This is a genomic window from Vibrio sp. (assembly GCF_048266485.1).
Classification (GTDB): Bacteria; Pseudomonadota; Gammaproteobacteria; order Enterobacterales; family Vibrionaceae; genus Vibrio.
The window spans coordinates 80,161-94,888 of sequence record NZ_JBLWZK010000001.1; the positions used below are offsets into that span (position 1 = coordinate 80,161).

The 14,728-nt window shown below is 40.0% G+C and carries 18 protein-coding genes; 9 read left to right on the forward strand and 9 right to left on the reverse strand.

Going from position 1 to position 14,728, the window contains the following annotated elements; genetic code table 11:
- Positions 1-144: 144 nt before the first annotated feature.
- From ACN0T8_RS00370 to ACN0T8_RS00380, 3 genes are read right to left on the reverse strand one after another with little or no spacing between them, the layout of a single operon-like run.
- A complete protein-coding gene (locus tag ACN0T8_RS00370) occupies positions 145-378 on the reverse strand; it encodes a thioredoxin family protein (RefSeq protein ID WP_417878712.1) in 234 nt (77 codons plus the stop codon).
- Positions 379-380: 2 nt separating this feature from the next.
- On the reverse strand, positions 381-1,370 hold the full coding sequence (locus ACN0T8_RS00375; protein WP_417879464.1) for a permease: 990 nt from the start codon (positions 1,368-1,370) through the stop codon (positions 381-383).
- Positions 1,371-1,377: 7 nt separating this feature from the next.
- Positions 1,378-1,818 (reverse strand): ArsR/SmtB family transcription factor, encoded by a 441-nt coding sequence (locus ACN0T8_RS00380; protein WP_417878713.1) that lies wholly within the window; start codon positions 1,816-1,818, stop codon positions 1,378-1,380.
- 41 nt (positions 1,819-1,859) lie between these two features.
- On the opposite strand from ACN0T8_RS00380, the gene ACN0T8_RS00385 reads away from it, so the two are divergent.
- The 4 genes from ACN0T8_RS00385 to ACN0T8_RS00400 all read left to right on the forward strand — a co-directional run bounded on the left by ACN0T8_RS00385 (position 1,860) and on the right by ACN0T8_RS00400 (position 5,032).
- The gene (locus ACN0T8_RS00385; RefSeq protein WP_417878714.1) at positions 1,860-2,180 is read left to right on the forward strand and encodes a metalloregulator ArsR/SmtB family transcription factor; all 321 of its coding nucleotides are present in this window, start codon (positions 1,860-1,862) and stop codon (positions 2,178-2,180) included.
- A gap of 94 nt (positions 2,181-2,274) precedes the next feature.
- Positions 2,275-3,333 carry an ACR3 family arsenite efflux transporter gene (arsB, locus tag ACN0T8_RS00390; protein WP_417878715.1) on the forward strand — a complete coding sequence of 353 codons (1,059 nt, stop codon included), beginning with the start codon at positions 2,275-2,277 and terminating at the stop codon, positions 3,331-3,333.
- A 199-nt stretch (positions 3,334-3,532) separates the two neighbouring features.
- Positions 3,533-4,663 (forward strand): permease, encoded by a 1,131-nt coding sequence (locus ACN0T8_RS00395; protein ID WP_417878716.1) that lies wholly within the window; start codon positions 3,533-3,535, stop codon positions 4,661-4,663.
- 66 nt (positions 4,664-4,729) lie between these two features.
- Positions 4,730-5,032 (forward strand): ArsR/SmtB family transcription factor, encoded by a 303-nt coding sequence (locus tag ACN0T8_RS00400; RefSeq protein WP_417879465.1) that lies wholly within the window; start codon positions 4,730-4,732, stop codon positions 5,030-5,032.
- Between the two features lie 127 nt (positions 5,033-5,159).
- Here the strand turns inward: ACN0T8_RS00400 and phoU are convergent, their stop codons facing one another.
- From phoU to ACN0T8_RS00425, 5 genes are all read right to left on the reverse strand, one after another.
- Entirely contained in the window at positions 5,160-5,807 is a 648-nt protein-coding gene (gene phoU, locus ACN0T8_RS00405) for a phosphate signaling complex protein PhoU (protein WP_417878717.1), read from the reverse strand.
- A 9-nt stretch (positions 5,808-5,816) separates the two neighbouring features.
- Positions 5,817-6,671: a phosphate ABC transporter ATP-binding protein PstB gene (pstB, locus tag ACN0T8_RS00410; RefSeq protein ID WP_417878718.1), complete on the reverse strand. Its 855-nt coding sequence runs from the start codon at positions 6,669-6,671 to the stop codon at positions 5,817-5,819.
- Between the two features lie 13 nt (positions 6,672-6,684).
- Positions 6,685-7,605, reverse strand: coding sequence for a phosphate ABC transporter permease PstA (pstA, locus tag ACN0T8_RS00415; RefSeq protein ID WP_417878719.1), 921 nt, complete (start codon positions 7,603-7,605; stop codon positions 6,685-6,687).
- Complete coding sequence (gene pstC, locus ACN0T8_RS00420; RefSeq protein WP_417878720.1) at positions 7,605-8,537, reverse strand: phosphate ABC transporter permease subunit PstC; 933 nt, start codon at positions 8,535-8,537, stop codon at positions 7,605-7,607. Before pstC ends, pstA begins: the two co-directional genes overlap by 1 nt.
- A gap of 334 nt (positions 8,538-8,871) precedes the next feature.
- A complete protein-coding gene (locus tag ACN0T8_RS00425) occupies positions 8,872-9,864 on the reverse strand; it encodes a PstS family phosphate ABC transporter substrate-binding protein (RefSeq protein ID WP_417878721.1) in 993 nt (330 codons plus the stop codon).
- Positions 9,865-10,023: 159 nt separating this feature from the next.
- Between ACN0T8_RS00425 and ACN0T8_RS00430 the strand changes: the two genes are divergently transcribed.
- The 5 genes from ACN0T8_RS00430 (at position 10,024) to arsJ (ending at position 13,668) form a co-directional block, all read left to right on the forward strand.
- Positions 10,024-10,398 carry a hypothetical protein gene (locus ACN0T8_RS00430; RefSeq protein WP_417878722.1) on the forward strand — a complete coding sequence of 125 codons (375 nt, stop codon included), beginning with the start codon at positions 10,024-10,026 and terminating at the stop codon, positions 10,396-10,398.
- Positions 10,399-10,481: 83 nt separating this feature from the next.
- The gene (locus ACN0T8_RS00435) at positions 10,482-10,823 is read left to right on the forward strand and encodes a metalloregulator ArsR/SmtB family transcription factor (protein ID WP_417878723.1); all 342 of its coding nucleotides are present in this window, start codon (positions 10,482-10,484) and stop codon (positions 10,821-10,823) included.
- Positions 10,824-10,834: 11 nt separating this feature from the next.
- Positions 10,835-11,836, forward strand: a complete 1,002-nt coding sequence (locus tag ACN0T8_RS00440; RefSeq protein ID WP_417878724.1) for an ArsJ-associated glyceraldehyde-3-phosphate dehydrogenase — start codon at positions 10,835-10,837, stop codon at positions 11,834-11,836.
- Between the two features lie 13 nt (positions 11,837-11,849).
- A complete protein-coding gene (locus ACN0T8_RS00445) occupies positions 11,850-12,353 on the forward strand; it encodes a cyclin-dependent kinase inhibitor 3 family protein (RefSeq protein ID WP_417878725.1) in 504 nt (167 codons plus the stop codon).
- 85 nt (positions 12,354-12,438) lie between these two features.
- Entirely contained in the window at positions 12,439-13,668 is a 1,230-nt protein-coding gene (gene arsJ, locus ACN0T8_RS00450) for an organoarsenical effux MFS transporter ArsJ (RefSeq protein ID WP_417878726.1), read from the forward strand.
- Between the two features lie 184 nt (positions 13,669-13,852).
- On the opposite strand, the gene ACN0T8_RS00455 is transcribed toward arsJ, so the two are convergent.
- Positions 13,853-14,521 (reverse strand): hypothetical protein, encoded by a 669-nt coding sequence (locus ACN0T8_RS00455; RefSeq protein ID WP_417878727.1) that lies wholly within the window; start codon positions 14,519-14,521, stop codon positions 13,853-13,855.
- Between the last annotated feature and the right edge of the window lie 207 nt (positions 14,522-14,728).

Sequence of the window (14,728 nt, forward strand, 5' to 3'; positions counted from 1 at the left end):
GTTTTTGTCGTGGTTGACTCGGCAATATCGAGCTAAGCATAGTAAGTCCTTAGTCAAAGTTATCCTCTAGCATGATGTCTCAATGTTTTATTCTTACTGAAACTCACACCTTGAAGTTACTTGTGTATCTATGAGTCACATAGATTATAAAAATTGAGCAATTTCAGCTTCATTAGGTACAGAGCCGGTATGAACGACTTGACCATCGACTGAAACTCCGGGTGTACTCATTACACCTGCATTCATAATTTCCATTAAATTCGTTTCTTTTTTCACGTTAATACTGATGCCTTGAGCCGCAGCAAACGCTTTGATTTTCTCTTCAGTAACAGTACAGTTTTTACAACCAGAGCCATAAACAATAACTTGTTTCATCATTCTTATCCTATAAAGTTAAACGCATTAAAGAACCAACCGAGAAGCGACATTGCAATCAGAAGGTAACCAAAAATCAGTCCAAGTAAGCGATAGGTCATTACTTGTTTCAACATAGTGAATTCAGGAATGCTTGCAGCAACTGAACTCATGCAGAAAGTGAGGGTAGTGCCTAATGGTAATCCTTTCACTAATAGACTACCCATGATCGGAATAATAGCCGTAGCATTGGTGTACATAGGAATGCCAACCAAAGCTGCAATCGGTACTGTCCACCATTGGCCTTCACTTAAATATTGAGCGAACCATTCTGCTGGGATCATTCCATGAATCAACGCGCCAATGCCCACACCAATAAAAATCCACTTCCAAATACGTTCTAAAATATTCAGTACTTCTTCTTTAGCAAACTCATGTCTTTGTTTTAAGTTGAGTTTCGCCTGTGGTTCTGATGAGTTATTGCGAGGTTTGCTATCTTCAGCATACATTTTAGCCAATTGTGGGATAAGCCAACGATCCGCTTTAAATAGGTCAATCACAATGCCGCCAACAATTCCTAGCGTCATCCCTAAAATGATATAGATAATGGTAAACTTCAGCCCAAGTAGACTACCTAACATTACAATGGCAACTTCATTAATTAGTGGTGAAGTTAATAAAAATGCCATCGTAATACCAAGCGGAATACGAGCAGAAACAAAACCTAAAAATAAAGGGATGGAGCTACAAGAGCAAAAAGGTGTTACTGCACCGAAGATCGAGCCAAACACATAACCAATGCCTTTATTTTTTCCTTGGAGGTAATCTCTAACGTATTCAGCATTTAAGCCGGCACGAATAATGGCAATAAAGTAAATCAGGATAAATAATAGGGCAAAAATTTTGCTGGTATCTTCGATAAAAAAGTGAATACTTTCTGCAATATGCGTCTGTGGATCTAAACCAAGTATTTGATAAGTTAGCCAATCGGCTAAATAAGTAAATATAACAAACATCATCAACCTACCTTATTTGATTATCAATGCAATGAAGGAAGGACAACACACAGCCCATTTCTAATTTATAAAAGACTCGTTTTCCTTCTCTACGTGAAGAAACAATGTTGCTGTCATTTAATAGTTTTAAATGTCGAGAAATCACTGACATATCCAAATTTAATTCATGCTCAAAATCACAAACACATCGCTCACCATCTTCTAACAACAACAAGATTTTTAATCTCATCGGGTTAGAGATTGCTTTAAATACGGTTGTGTATTTTTCTAAGTTTTGATCATTCATTGATTCTCTCACTTTTATTTTCATCAATACTTGCATGTTATAACAATTGTTTTTTATTGCAAGTGTTGTTGTGGGAATATTTATAAAGATAAAAGGTAAGGAGGCTCTACTTTTGATTAAGTGATTTAACTCACTAACACAACTTGACATTCGAAGTTTCATATATATGATAATTCATATGTTTGTTGGTTGGGAAAATACCGATGTTTGAACCCCTATATTTTTATAAAGCCCTTTCAGAAGAAACTCGCTTGAAATCTTTGTTACTTATGCAAAGTAAAGGTGAGTTATGTGTGTGTGATTTAATGAGCGCACTCAACTTAAGTCAGCCTAAAGTCTCTCGTCATCTTGCTGAGCTAAGAAAGCATAATCTGGTGATTGATGACCGTCGTGGTAAATGGGTGCATTACAGAGTCAATCCAGAGCTACCGACATGGGCTTTACAAGTACTAGAGCTAACATTAAATAATAATCAAGCAATGATTGAACAAGAATTACAGGTTATTGAAGCCGAAAAAGCTTAATAACAGCTTAGAATCAATCAGCTAAGTAATTTATTCCCAAAGACAAAACTCACCGAAATAAATCTCAGATAAATCTGCATAGTAAGGATTTGAAATGACAAACGTAACAGCTTGTAGTGACGAAAGTGCTGCAAAGAAAATGAGTTTCCTTGATCGTTATTTAACGATTTGGATTTTCCTAGCGATGGCGATTGGTGTGGCGATCGGGGTGGTTTATCCTGAGGTTGCACAGTGGAATGAAAATATGTCGGCAGGTTCAACCAATATCCCATTGGCGATTGGTCTTATCTTAATGATGTACCCACCGCTAGCAAAAGTGGATTACAGTCTACTTGGTGAAGTAACACGTGATAAAAAAGCCATTACGTTGTCATTAGTGATGAACTGGATTGTCGGTCCAATCTTAATGTTTGCCTTAGCCATTATCTTTTTACGTGACTACCCAGGTTACATGGCAGGCTTGATCTTAATTGGTCTCGCGCGTTGTATTGCGATGGTTCTGGTATGGAATGACATTAGTGGTGGTAACAAAGAATACGGCGCAACACTTGTGGCATTAAACAGTGCTTTCCAAATCGTGACTTATAGCTTCATGGCTTGGTTATTCATTACAATACTGCCTCCTTACTTTGGTTTAGAAAGCTTTGCTATTCATATCACTATCGCGGACATTGCAGAAAGTGTTCTGATCTACCTTGGTATTCCGTTTTTAGCGGGCTACTTAAGCCGTAAAATCTTAGTCGCGTTGAAAGGGTTGCAATGGTACAACGAAGTCTTTATTCCTCGTATTTCTCCAATCACTCTAGTTGCATTACTGGCGACTATTGTTCTTATGTTTAGCCTAAAAGGTGAAATGATTGTCGAACTGCCAATGGATGTATTACGCGTTGCCGTACCGCTTATCATCTACTTCTTAGTGATGTTCTTTGTGAGCTTCTACCTCGGTAAAAAGTTAGGTATTCCTTACGATCGTAATGCTTCCATTGCTTTTACTTCTTCAGGTAATAATTTCGAATTAGCGATTGCCGTGGCGATTGCCGTATTTGGCATTAATTCAGACCAAGCCTTTGTTGGCGTAATCGGGCCTTTAGTTGAAGTGCCAGTATTGATTGCGCTAGTTAATGTCGCATTGAGAATGAAGAAGAATTACTAAATCTCTCGCCACACCTTAAACCGTGTGGCGTTTTACTATCGAATTTTTTCTTTTCATTTAACCTCTTCCCTGATCAATTACTATCCTACTAACTCAGATTCTTACTTTCATTATTTCGATGTTTATGGAAATAGTGCTTGATTAATATCTTCCCAATTACTATATTTCTAGAATGTTAGAAATATTAAAGGGTAAGACTGTGAATAATGAATTTATTGACATGGCGCATGATGCTTTAGATATGTTTGTCTTTTTAGCCGCTGAGCTAATCGTGCTCTTTTTAGCTATCAGCTATTTGGTTGGTGTGCTGCAAGCGTTTCTGACGCCTGAAAAAATTCAAGCGATATTGAGCTCTCGTAAAGGGAAGGGGTATTTCATTGCAGCATTGCTTGGTTCTATTACGCCATTTTGTTCTTGTTCGACGATCCCATTTTTAAAAGGTTTGCTACGTGCTCGTGCTGGTTTTGGGCCAATGATGGTATTTCTATTTGCTAGCCCATTGCTAAACCCTGTGATTATCGGGTTGTTTTTTATTACCTTTGGTTGGCAAGTGGCCGTATTTTATTTTGCTGTTGCGATGACGGTATCGATAGCTTCGGGTTACTTATTGGAAAAATTGGGCTTTGAGCGTTATATCAAACCAGAGGCGTATCAACCCCATGAAACGTCAGGATGTGCGACTAACACAAATAATCAACAAAGCAGCTGTTCATCTGTTGAAGCAAGTTCGAAAACATCATGTTGCTCACAGCCTGAGCCAGTTACCAAGGTAGAAGAAGCGAGCTGTTGCAGTAAAGTTGAAACAGCAAATATTGAAGAAGCAAGTATTAAGCCTCAACCCAAAGTTGCAGTTGCATCGAATAGTAGCTCTTGTTGTTCTGCCAATAATGCAGAAACCTTACCCGAGGCTAAGCCGCTTAGCCGTTGGATGAGAATATGGTTATCAACCTGGAAAGATTTTAAGCAAGTGTTGCCATATTTAATTTTGGGGATCGCGATTGGTTCATTTATCTATGGCTTTATTCCAACTGAATTTATCGTGGAGTATGCGGGTGCCAATAAATGGTATGCCATTCCTGTTGCGGCTGTGATAGGCATTCCTCTGTATATTCGTGCGGAAGCAGTGATTCCATTAAGTGCGGCATTAGTGAAAAAGGGAATGGCGTTAGGTTCTGTGATGGCCTTGATTATTGGTAGTGCAGGCGCGAGTCTAACGGAAGTTATTTTGCTTAAATCTATCTTTAAAAATCAGATGATAGCGGCATTTTTAACAGTAATATTAAGCATGGCGATTGGTGCTGGGTTACTTTATAACTTTATTTTTGGTTAATATACCCTTCGTATGTGCGTATATAGATTTTGACTATTTAAACATTTAATTTATGGCGAAGAAGTGATGGAAATTGAAGCGATTGCAAAAACGTTGAAAGAACTCGGGCATGCCACACGGTTAATGATTTATAACACGGTAGTAAAGGCGGGTTATCAAGGCATTGCGGTAGGGAAAATTCAAGAAAAGTTAGAGGTTCCAAACTCAACGCTTTCTCATCATATCTCTGCGCTAATTTCAGCCGGCTTAATTACTCAAAGACGTGAAGGCACCGTTTTATATTGTGTCGCGGAATATGAAGTTCTACAAAGTGTGATTGGTTATTTGCAAGATGAATGTTGTGTCGATGAACGAGGGTCGGCAGATTAAACTTTTCAATATCTAAGTTTCGTCATCGCCTGATTTAATTAGTAGATAGAATAAGGGGTCACTTTGATGAGTAACCCCTTAATATTTAGAGCTTTGGCACTTGAAGTGACCACTCCAATTACTTTGTTTATTTACCTTTTACCATAAACTGGACATCTTTTGCGATATCACTAATATGGTCACCAGCACGTTCTAAGCCTTTGGCGATAAATAACAATTCAACTTGTTGTTTTGGTGCGGTATTGCTATTGCCAAGCTCTTCTAATAAAGATGTATAAAGCGCTTTATATTGGCTATCTAACTCATCATCACCTTTCCAAACAACGTCGGCTTGTGAATAATTTTTATCATTGTAGGCTTGAATAACGTTGTTCAACATATCCATGAGTTGAGTATGCATGTTATGAAATTCTTCATTACGTTGAGAGCTGATGGCATGTTTAAAACGGCTCGATTTGATTGCCATTGATTTGGCATAATCACCGATACGCTCTAAACGAGGTGCCATGCGCATAGAGCACAGAATAAAACGCAAATCATCTGCGACAACATGCTGACGAGACAGTACTTTCTCACCGTAAAATTCAATAGAAGCTAAGCACTGGTTGGCAAATTTATCTTGCTCTATCACTTCATTCGCAAGATCTTTATCAGGAATGTCAAAGACCTGAAGTGCTTGCTCGAACTCTTGAAGAACACTATTCGCCAATTGATTGACGGTTTCTTGTATTTCAGCTAAATCTTGATCAAACTTTTTAAATATATGGGCACTCATAATGTATTCCTAACCAAATCGTCCTGTAATGTAATCGCGTGTTTTCTCTTTTTGTGGTGAGCGGAATAAATTGTCGGTTGGAGCAAACTCAACCATTTCACCCATATGCATATAAGCAGTGTAATGAGAAATACGTGCGGCCTGTTGCATGTTATGTGTCACGATAACGACCGTGGTTTCTTTGTGTAAATCGCTGAGCAAATCTTCAATTTTTGCTGTCGCGATTGGATCCAGTGCCGAGGTCGGTTCATCAAGTAATAACAAATCAGGCTTAGGGGCTAGGGCACGGGCAATACATAAGCGTTGTTGTTGTCCACCTGATAAGCCATAAGCCGAAGTATGTAAGCGATCTTTCACTTCATCCCAAAGCGCTGCACCACGTAAAGAGGACTCCACTCGTTCATCCAGTTCCGATTTTTTAGTGATGCCTCGAATGCGAAGACCTGCGACAACATTTTCGTAAATACTTTTCGGGAATGGGTTAGGTTTTTGGAAAACCATACCAACGGTTAAGCGCACTAAACCGGGATCCATTTCAATTAAGTTTTTACCGCTTGGATGCAGCAAGATTTCACCTTGATACTTATGACCTGGGTATAAGTCATGCATACGGTTAAAGCTGCGCAATAACGTACTTTTACCACAACCAGAAGGGCCGATAAGTGCAGTGATCTTTTTATCGGCAACCGGTAGGTTGATGCTGTTTAACGCTTGAACTTTACCGCCATACCAGAAGTTTAAGTCTTTTACTTCAGCGCGTAATGTGTCTGAAAGAGTGTGTGTTGATTTGGTTTTACTCTCTACAGTGGCTTCTTTGGGTTGAACTAAGTCGCCTGTTGGCGCTGTCATCGTTTGTGTGGTCATAATATTTTTCCTATCACTTCAAGTTACGACGTAGTCGATAGCGGATATAAATAGCAATTCCGTTCATTGCGACGGTCATTGCAATCAGTACCACACCTGTGGTGGCTGCATTGACATGGAATTCTGCTTGCGGGCGAGATAGCCAGTTGAATAGCTGAATCGGCATTAAGGTAAATGGGCTCGATAACCAATCAAAATTAATGAAAGGGAATTGGCTTTGCACTGGAGGGGTCGGTAAGAAAGCAATAAAGGTTAATGCACCAATGGTAATAACCGGTGCAGCTTCACCAATCGCACGCGCTAAGCCAACAATCGTACCAGTTAATATGCCTGGGCGAGCAGCAGGAATGATGTACATTCTTACTGTCTGCCATTGATCGGCACCTAAGCCATAAGCGGCTTCACGTAGTTCTTGTGGGATACTGCGAATAGATTCACGAGTCGAAACGATAATTACTGGCAAAATCAATAAAGCCAACACTAGGCCCGCCGTTAAAATACTTTCACCTAAGCCAAAGCCATAAATGAACAAACCTAAAGCGAGTAGGCCGTAAATGATAGACGGCACGCCAGCCAAGTTACTGACATTGATTTCGATAATATTGGTTAGCCAGTTTTTAGGTGCATATTCTTCCAAATAGATACCAGCAGAAACCCCTAAAGGAATCGAGATGCAAGCGGTGACTAACATGACTAAGCTAGTACCGACCCATGCCGATAAAATACCTGCACGCTCTGGATGACGTGAAGGAAAGTTGGTGTAAAAACTTGGATCAAACAAACGCGGGAAACCAGTGTGGAGTAGGTCAATAAAAACACTGAGCAACAAAGACATGGCGACAACGAGGATAAATATTCCAATGGATGCGATGACTAAATCGTCTCGTTTGTTTTTACTGACAATTGTCTCAAGTGGAAGCGATGAAGTGGCCATTAGTAAACCTCTCTAAATCTGCGACGCAGATAGAAACCAATGATGTTGAAGATTAAGGTGATGAGAAATAGCACCAAACCAGCAGCGAATACGGATTGGTAGGCGATCGTGCCATGAGGTAAATCACCCATTGCCATCTGTACAATGAAAGAGGTAATGGTTGCCGCCCCTTCTGTTGGGTCGAAACCAAATCTTGGGTTTTGTCCGGCAGCAATTGCGACCACCATGGTTTCACCTACTGCGCGAGACATACCAAGAATACAAGCGGCGGTAATACCTGATAATGCGGCTGGAATTACGATGTGCATCGCGACTTTAAAGCGAGAATAGCCCAGCGCGTAGCCAGCCTCTCTTAAATGCATAGGAACGGAGCGCATCGCATCTTCACTTACTGAGGCGGTGTAAGGCAGGATCATAATTCCCATGACAATCCCCGGTGCTAGTAAGTTAAAACCTGATAATCCAGGAATGATGGCTTGTAAAAGAGGCGTCACAAATAGCAAAGCAAAGAAGCCGTAAACAACCGTTGGAATGCCTTCAAGCAACTCTAAAAAGGGTTTAACCGTTTCTCTTACTTGGTTACTAGCGTATTCACTTAAGTAAATGGCTAAACCAATGCCAGCTGGAATTGCCACTAATAATGCAATACCTGCGACGGTTAAGGTTGCAGAAACTAATGTCATCACACCAAAGTGAGCATTAGCAAACATTGGGGTCCATTGGGTGTCGGTTAAGAAATCAGAAAGTGCGACGTGTTCAAAAAAAGGTAAGGATTCTGAGATCAATACATAGACAATGCCGACTGTGACTAGGATAGAAGTCAACGCCGCTACCATTAATAAATATCGGCTGACGATATTCCAAAAAGCACGACGCTTCAGAAACGCTTCTGAAATCATCATGCTATCTGGGCTTAAGTTTGTTTTATTCATATAGATAGTACCTAATCGATACAACAAAGAGGGCAGAAAACTGCCCTTATACCCAAGTGACCTTCAAGATGCAGAATTCAGAGCTATCATCCAGACCTTTAGGCAAGGAAGATTGGCGAAGGAATGTAAGCCACCTTTCAAACCAATCTGACGCAGTATAAAGGTCTGGATGAAGCTCCCTATGGGCAAGTTAAAACAAGCTTTATCCTGCGTTAAATTGAATAGAGATAGAATAACTATGATCGTATTCAATTTGCCTTGCCTAAAGCTTGTTTTATTCTTGCTGAAACTCACATCTTGAAGTTACTTGGGTATATACGATTTTTATTACGAATTATTTTGGTGTGCGAGCTAGCAACTCTTCGATACCAACTCCAACCTCTGCACCGTGAAATACACTACCCGTGCGGCGTTTTTTGAAGTTCTCTTGAGCTAGTTTGTAAGCTTTTTCTGGAAGTGGGACATAACCTACTTCGCTTACTAGCTTAGACGCTTCTTTTTCATCCATGTAGAACTCAACAAAACGCTCGACGTGCTTTTTCTCATCAGCCGATTTTTTGCTTACGTAGATGAAGATTGGGCGAGATAGTGGTTGGTAAGTGGCATTTTTTGCATTCTCAACACTTGGTTCAACTGCTGCGCCACCTTTCCAGCTAATAGGAGCAGCTTTTAGCTTGTCTTTGTTTTCTTCAAAGTAAGCTAAACCAAAGAAACCTAATGCTTCTACATCGTTAGCGACACCTTGAACAATGATGTTGTCATCTTCAGTCGCAGTGAAATCACCACGGCTTGATTTGCCTTCCACAACCGCTTCAAGGAAGTAGTCATAAGTACCTGAGTCAGTACCTGGACCAAAAAGTTTTAATGGGCGGTCTGGGAAGTTTGGATTCATTTGTTTCCAAGAAGTAATCTTACCTTGAGCAGCGGGTTCCCATGCTTTTTTAAGGTCTTCAACATTCAGTTGTTTTACCCAGTCATTTTCAGGGTTAATCACAACAGTTAACGCATCAAGAGCGGCTGGAAGTTCGATAAATTCAACGCCATTTTCTTCACAAAGTTTACGTTCAGAATCTTTAATTGGGCGTGAAGCATTAGAAATATCCGTTTCACCACGACAAAACTTTTTAAAACCACCGCCAGTACCAGAGATACCGACAGTCACCATTGTTTTACCTTTTTCAGCAACTTGGAATTCTTCTGCCATTGCTTCAGTGATAGGGAAAACGGTACTTGAACCATCGATTTTAACTAGGTCACGAGCATTGACAGTATGGCTTACTGTTAATAGTGAGGATAAAACTAAAGTTGTTGATAACGTGTGTTTCATGACTGTCTCCATTTGTTAGTCATTTATGTTTCGATTGTTACCCTACCGATTATTTATGACAGTTTTATGTCATTTCATTTAAATATCTGCATGTGCATATGTATGGATGATTTTTTGTGCTATATATCTTTACGGATAGATATTCACAAAGAGGGAAGTATGGATAAGCGAAGTGTGCATTTTATTAGTTACCCAGATTCAAGCTTGGCCCGAATTGCTGCACATCTTTTACATCAACAATCGGCGAGTTTGTATGATATTTCGTTTGAAGTGTCAGACGATGAATTGGAATCTGAAGGGGGGGAATTAGAGCGCTTCGGTTACTTCGGTTACTCATTTCTTGATCCAATTAGCGAACTTGAACCGGCTTATGATTATGTGGTTGATATTAATTATGCAATGTACCGCTGCCAGAAAAGGCGGGAAGCTTATTTTAAGAATATTTACTGGGAAGTCAGTTGCAATAAAAGTGCAACAAAAGCACTGCAAGATAATGTCAATTTTTTTGTCTCTCGTTTTAACATTGTTGCATGACTTTTCAATGTGTTTGAATTAGTTGTTGACTTCTATATCATATTTAATAGTATATACGCATATTCATATATAAGGGTGTAACAATGTTGCCTCATCAGTTTTTTAAATTACTTTCAGACGAAACTCGTGTGAGATGTTTATTGATTATTGCTCGTGAAAAACAAGTGTGCGTAGGGGAATTAACGCTCGCTCTTAATGAAAGCCAGCCGAAAATATCTCGTCACTTAGCATTATTACGTTCAAGTGGAGTGGTGATTGATGTTCGCCAAGGCCAATGGGTTTTTTACCGATTGTCGAACGAGTTACCAGGTTGGATGAGAAAACAAATTCAAGGATTAACAGAATCTAACTGTCTAAAAAAAGCATACCAACAAGATATTTTGCGCTTATCTGAGATGGAATCACGTCCAGAGTGCTGTGTTTAGAGGAAAATAAGATGTCTATAAAAGTAGGAATAAATGGATTTGGTCGTATTGGACGTTTAGCGTTAAGAGCATCGTTTGATTGGCCTGAAATTGAATTTGTACAAATTAATGATGTGGCAGGAGATGCAGCAACACTTGCGCATTTACTGGAATTTGATTCAGTTCAAGGCCGTTGGCACCATGAAGTAACTAGCGAAGGCAATACGATTGTCATCAATGGTAAGACAATTCAAACTACAAAAGAAAAAGCTATTGATTCGGTTGATTGGTCTGGCTGTGATGTGGTGATTGAAGCGACTGGTGTTCACCGTAAAACAGAATTTCTTAATCAATATTTAGCTCAAGGTGTTAAGCGTGTTGTGGTTTCAGCTCCTGTAAAAGAAGACGGTATTGCGAATATTGTTGTTGGTGTGAATGATCATATTTTTGATCCAGCAACCCATAAAATCGTAACGGCAGCGTCTTGTACCACTAACTGTATCGCGCCTGTAGTAAAAGTGATCCATGAAAAACTGGGCATCGCTCAATCCTCTTTCACGACGATTCATGATTTAACCAATACTCAAACTATTTTGGACGCACCACATAAAGACCTTCGTCGTGCTCGCGCCTGTGGTATGAGCTTGATCCCAACCACTACTGGCTCGGCAAAAGCCATCGTTGAAATCTTCCCTGATTTAGCAGGAAAAATTGACGGCCATGCGGTTCGCGTTCCATTGGCTAACGCATCACTAACCGACATTATTTTTGATGTTGAGCGTGATACCACAGTTGAAGAAGTCAATGAACTACTGAAACAAGCCTCTGAAAATGAACTAGAAGGTATTCTAGGTTTTGAAGCGCGTCCACTGGTTTCTATTGATTATAAAGGCGACCAACGTTCAACGATTGTTGATGCCTTGTCTACTATGGTTGTCGGCAAACGCATGGTAAAAATCTACGCTTGGTATGACAATGAAATGGGGTACGCAACACGTACTGCAGAATTGGTTCGTAAAGTCGGCCTAGCATAAGGAAAAGTTTGTTATGACACATCCAACATGGTTACTACCACTTGAAGTGGATAATGCGGGACTAGTATTAACGCCTTGCCCAGGAACAAAAGGTGTTGAGCTTGCTGAGAGTATTGCGCAGCTTAAATCTCAAGGAGTTAGCGTTGTGGTTACCGCTTTAAATATCAAAGAGATGCAAGAAGCGGGCGTTGAACCGTTACCGGAAGAAGTCGAAAAAGCCGGCCTGCAATGGTTTAACGCGCCAATTGAAGATGATCGCGCACCAGATGAAGCCTTTCATGCTCGTTGGAAGCACCTTGCTCCTTCTTTGCATAAAGCGATAAATAACGGCGAAAAAGTCGCGCTTCATTGCATGGGTGGTTCGGGCCGTACTGGCTTATTAGCGGCTCACCTGCTATTAGAAAAAGATTGGGAATTACCTGAAATTATTTCTCAAGTTCAAGCATTAAGACCGGGCGCTTTTACCAAACAAATTCAAATTGACTATATCAATCAGTTTGCAAAATCTGTTGCTTAATTTAACGCTGGTTTGATCAATTAATTTTTATAATTAATAAAACCAAAAGAGCTGCCTTCTTTAGGGGCTCTTTTTTTTAAAGAGAATGATTATGCTGTCTCAAATTAATCAAAATATCCGTCAGTATATGTTGGTGACCTTTAATTACTGGAACTTCACCATTACCGATGGCGCATTGCGTATGTTGGTTGTGTTGTATTTCTATAATTTAGGGTATTCCACATTAGAGATTGCTTCTTTATTTTTGTTTTATGAATTCTTTGGTGTTATCACTAACCTTATCGGTGGTTGGTTAGGGGCAAGACTGGGTTTAAATCGAACCATGAATATTGGTCTCGGCATGCAGATAGTCGCCTTGGCTATGTTGGCGGTACCGAGTGTATGGCTAACTATTCCTTGGGTGATGGCCGCGCAAGCCTTATCGGGTATTGCCAAAGACTTGAACAAAATGAGTGCCAAAAGTTCTATCAAGACCTTAGTGCCTGAAAATGCACAGGGGGCGTTATATAAGTGGATCGCTATTCTTACTGGTTCTAAAAATGCCTTAAAAGGTGTCGGTTTTTTTATCGGTGGTGCCTTACTGTCTTTGATCGGTTTCCAATATGCAGTTGCCGCTATGGCCGGCGTGTTGCTTTTCGTTTTTATTATGAGCTTGATCTTTTTAAAAGCCGATTTAGGTAAAGCGAAAACCAAACCTAAATTTTCGGAAATTTTTTCTAAATCTAACAGCGTTAACGTATTGTCCGCAGCACGTATGTTTTTATTCGGTGCACGTGACGTTTGGTTTGTTATCGCGCTGCCGATTTACTTAGGAAGTGTGTTTGGCTGGGATTATAGTTCTGTTGGCGGATTTCTAGCGCTGTGGGTGATAGGTTATGGTTTTGTTCAAGGCTTCGCACCTAAGATCACTGGAGCAAAATCAGGCCAAGTTCCAGATGGAAAATCAGCGATTGTATGGGCTTTGGTCCTTTCCGCAATAACAGGCGTGATTGCTTATAGTGTACAAATGCAATGGAACCCTGAGCTGGTGATTGTGATTGGTTTGATGATATTTGGCACAGTATTCGCCATAAACTCGTCGCTACATTCTTATTTAATTGTCAGTTATGCCAAAGGAGATGGCGTTTCTTTAGACGTTGGTTTCTACTACATGGCCAATGCGATGGGGCGCTTAATCGGGACCATCCTATCTGGCTGGGTATTCCAAACTTGGGGGTTTGCCGCTTGCTTGTGGGTATCATTCACTTTCTTAGCGTTAACGACTCTCATTTCATTTTGGTTGCCGAGTAGTGCCAATCAAAGACTCACACAGTAAGAATGTTATAATAAGGCAGGTTTTTTGAGCCTGTTTCATTCTTTTGACTAAAAGCTATTCATTAAATCGTTATTGTCTAACAAATATCCGTTCTATTTTTTGCTTAGTTGTCGTTGTGCTAGCACAATACACAAGCCTACTTGAGTGGGCTTGTGTATGTAATGGGAATCTCTTAGCGAATGAGTTAAGGGAGGATATCAACAATGTTAATGCGATACTTATAAGATAAGAAAAAATTATATTCTTCGAATCGTGAATGACCACTTTGAGTGACAGGGCTAAAGTTGTAAATCGAGAGAATATGATTTTTTTTACTTGCTTCTAGGTAGACACCGACTGAAAGCCCTATCTTATCCATACTTGCTTCTTTTTTCTGTCCGTAATCGGGATGTTTTATATCCGTGATCTGGTAATCCCCTTTGAGCTTTAAGTACCCAAGCCCCAACCCTGTCCCTAGCTTTACATTCCATTCATTACGGTTGTGTCGGTTAAAGTGGTAAAAGATAAGTGGTACACTCGATAGGGCGTAGCCCGATATCGATGTTCCTAAATCAAGATCGGTATCATTTCCGCTAACTTCTTGCTTATCAGCTTTGAATATACTCCAATCAAATTGTAATTGAATGCCAACGTTCGAGTCTTTGTAAAAGTAGTACGCGTCCGACAAGATCGATACTGTTGGATAATACATTATGTCGCTGGTCATGCGGGCAATGGTTTTTTCACTATCTGTTGGATTTTGAATATCAATACTATTTATTGTGGCTTGTATGCCGATAGCAATTTCAGTGGCCAAGAGTTTGGGAGACGATAAGGTGATGACAATGAAAATAATTGACAGAACTGCTTTCAAAAGGAAAAACCGTATTCAAGAATAATGGAAAGAAAGTAACAGCTAGAACTGTAGTGTTCAAGCGACTTTTCACCCTCTTTATCGAGTGATAGGTTTACAGCGAAATTGTTATAAATAAGTCGTTATTTTACATGCTACTTTCCGGTACATTATTGTTCTTAGCCTTATATCCCATTATTCAAAAAAACTGCGTGAGAAGTTTCACGG

Coding starts and splice junctions, on each gene's coding strand:
- ACN0T8_RS00370 (WP_417878712.1), bottom strand. CDS start 378: ATGATGAAACAAGTTATTGTTTATGGCTCTGGTTGTAAAAACTGTACT.
- ACN0T8_RS00375 (WP_417879464.1), bottom strand. CDS start 1,370: ATGTTTGTTATATTTACTTATTTAGCCGATTGGCTAACTTATCAAATA.
- ACN0T8_RS00380 (WP_417878713.1), bottom strand. CDS start 1,818: ATGAAACTTCGAATGTCAAGTTGTGTTAGTGAGTTAAATCACTTAATC.
- ACN0T8_RS00385 (WP_417878714.1), top strand. CDS start 1,860: ATGTTTGAACCCCTATATTTTTATAAAGCCCTTTCAGAAGAAACTCGC.
- arsB (WP_417878715.1), top strand. CDS start 2,275: ATGACAAACGTAACAGCTTGTAGTGACGAAAGTGCTGCAAAGAAAATG.
- ACN0T8_RS00400 (WP_417879465.1), top strand. CDS start 4,730: ATGGAAATTGAAGCGATTGCAAAAACGTTGAAAGAACTCGGGCATGCC.
- phoU (WP_417878717.1), bottom strand. CDS start 5,807: ATGAGTGCCCATATATTTAAAAAGTTTGATCAAGATTTAGCTGAAATA.
- pstB (WP_417878718.1), bottom strand. CDS start 6,671: ATGACCACACAAACGATGACAGCGCCAACAGGCGACTTAGTTCAACCC.
- pstA (WP_417878719.1), bottom strand. CDS start 7,605: ATGGCCACTTCATCGCTTCCACTTGAGACAATTGTCAGTAAAAACAAA.
- pstC (WP_417878720.1), bottom strand. CDS start 8,537: ATGAATAAAACAAACTTAAGCCCAGATAGCATGATGATTTCAGAAGCG.
- ACN0T8_RS00425 (WP_417878721.1), bottom strand. CDS start 9,864: ATGAAACACACGTTATCAACAACTTTAGTTTTATCCTCACTATTAACA.
- ACN0T8_RS00430 (WP_417878722.1), top strand. CDS start 10,024: ATGGATAAGCGAAGTGTGCATTTTATTAGTTACCCAGATTCAAGCTTG.
- ACN0T8_RS00435 (WP_417878723.1), top strand. CDS start 10,482: ATGTTGCCTCATCAGTTTTTTAAATTACTTTCAGACGAAACTCGTGTG.
- ACN0T8_RS00440 (WP_417878724.1), top strand. CDS start 10,835: ATGTCTATAAAAGTAGGAATAAATGGATTTGGTCGTATTGGACGTTTA.
- ACN0T8_RS00445 (WP_417878725.1), top strand. CDS start 11,850: ATGACACATCCAACATGGTTACTACCACTTGAAGTGGATAATGCGGGA.
- arsJ (WP_417878726.1), top strand. CDS start 12,439: ATGATTATGCTGTCTCAAATTAATCAAAATATCCGTCAGTATATGTTG.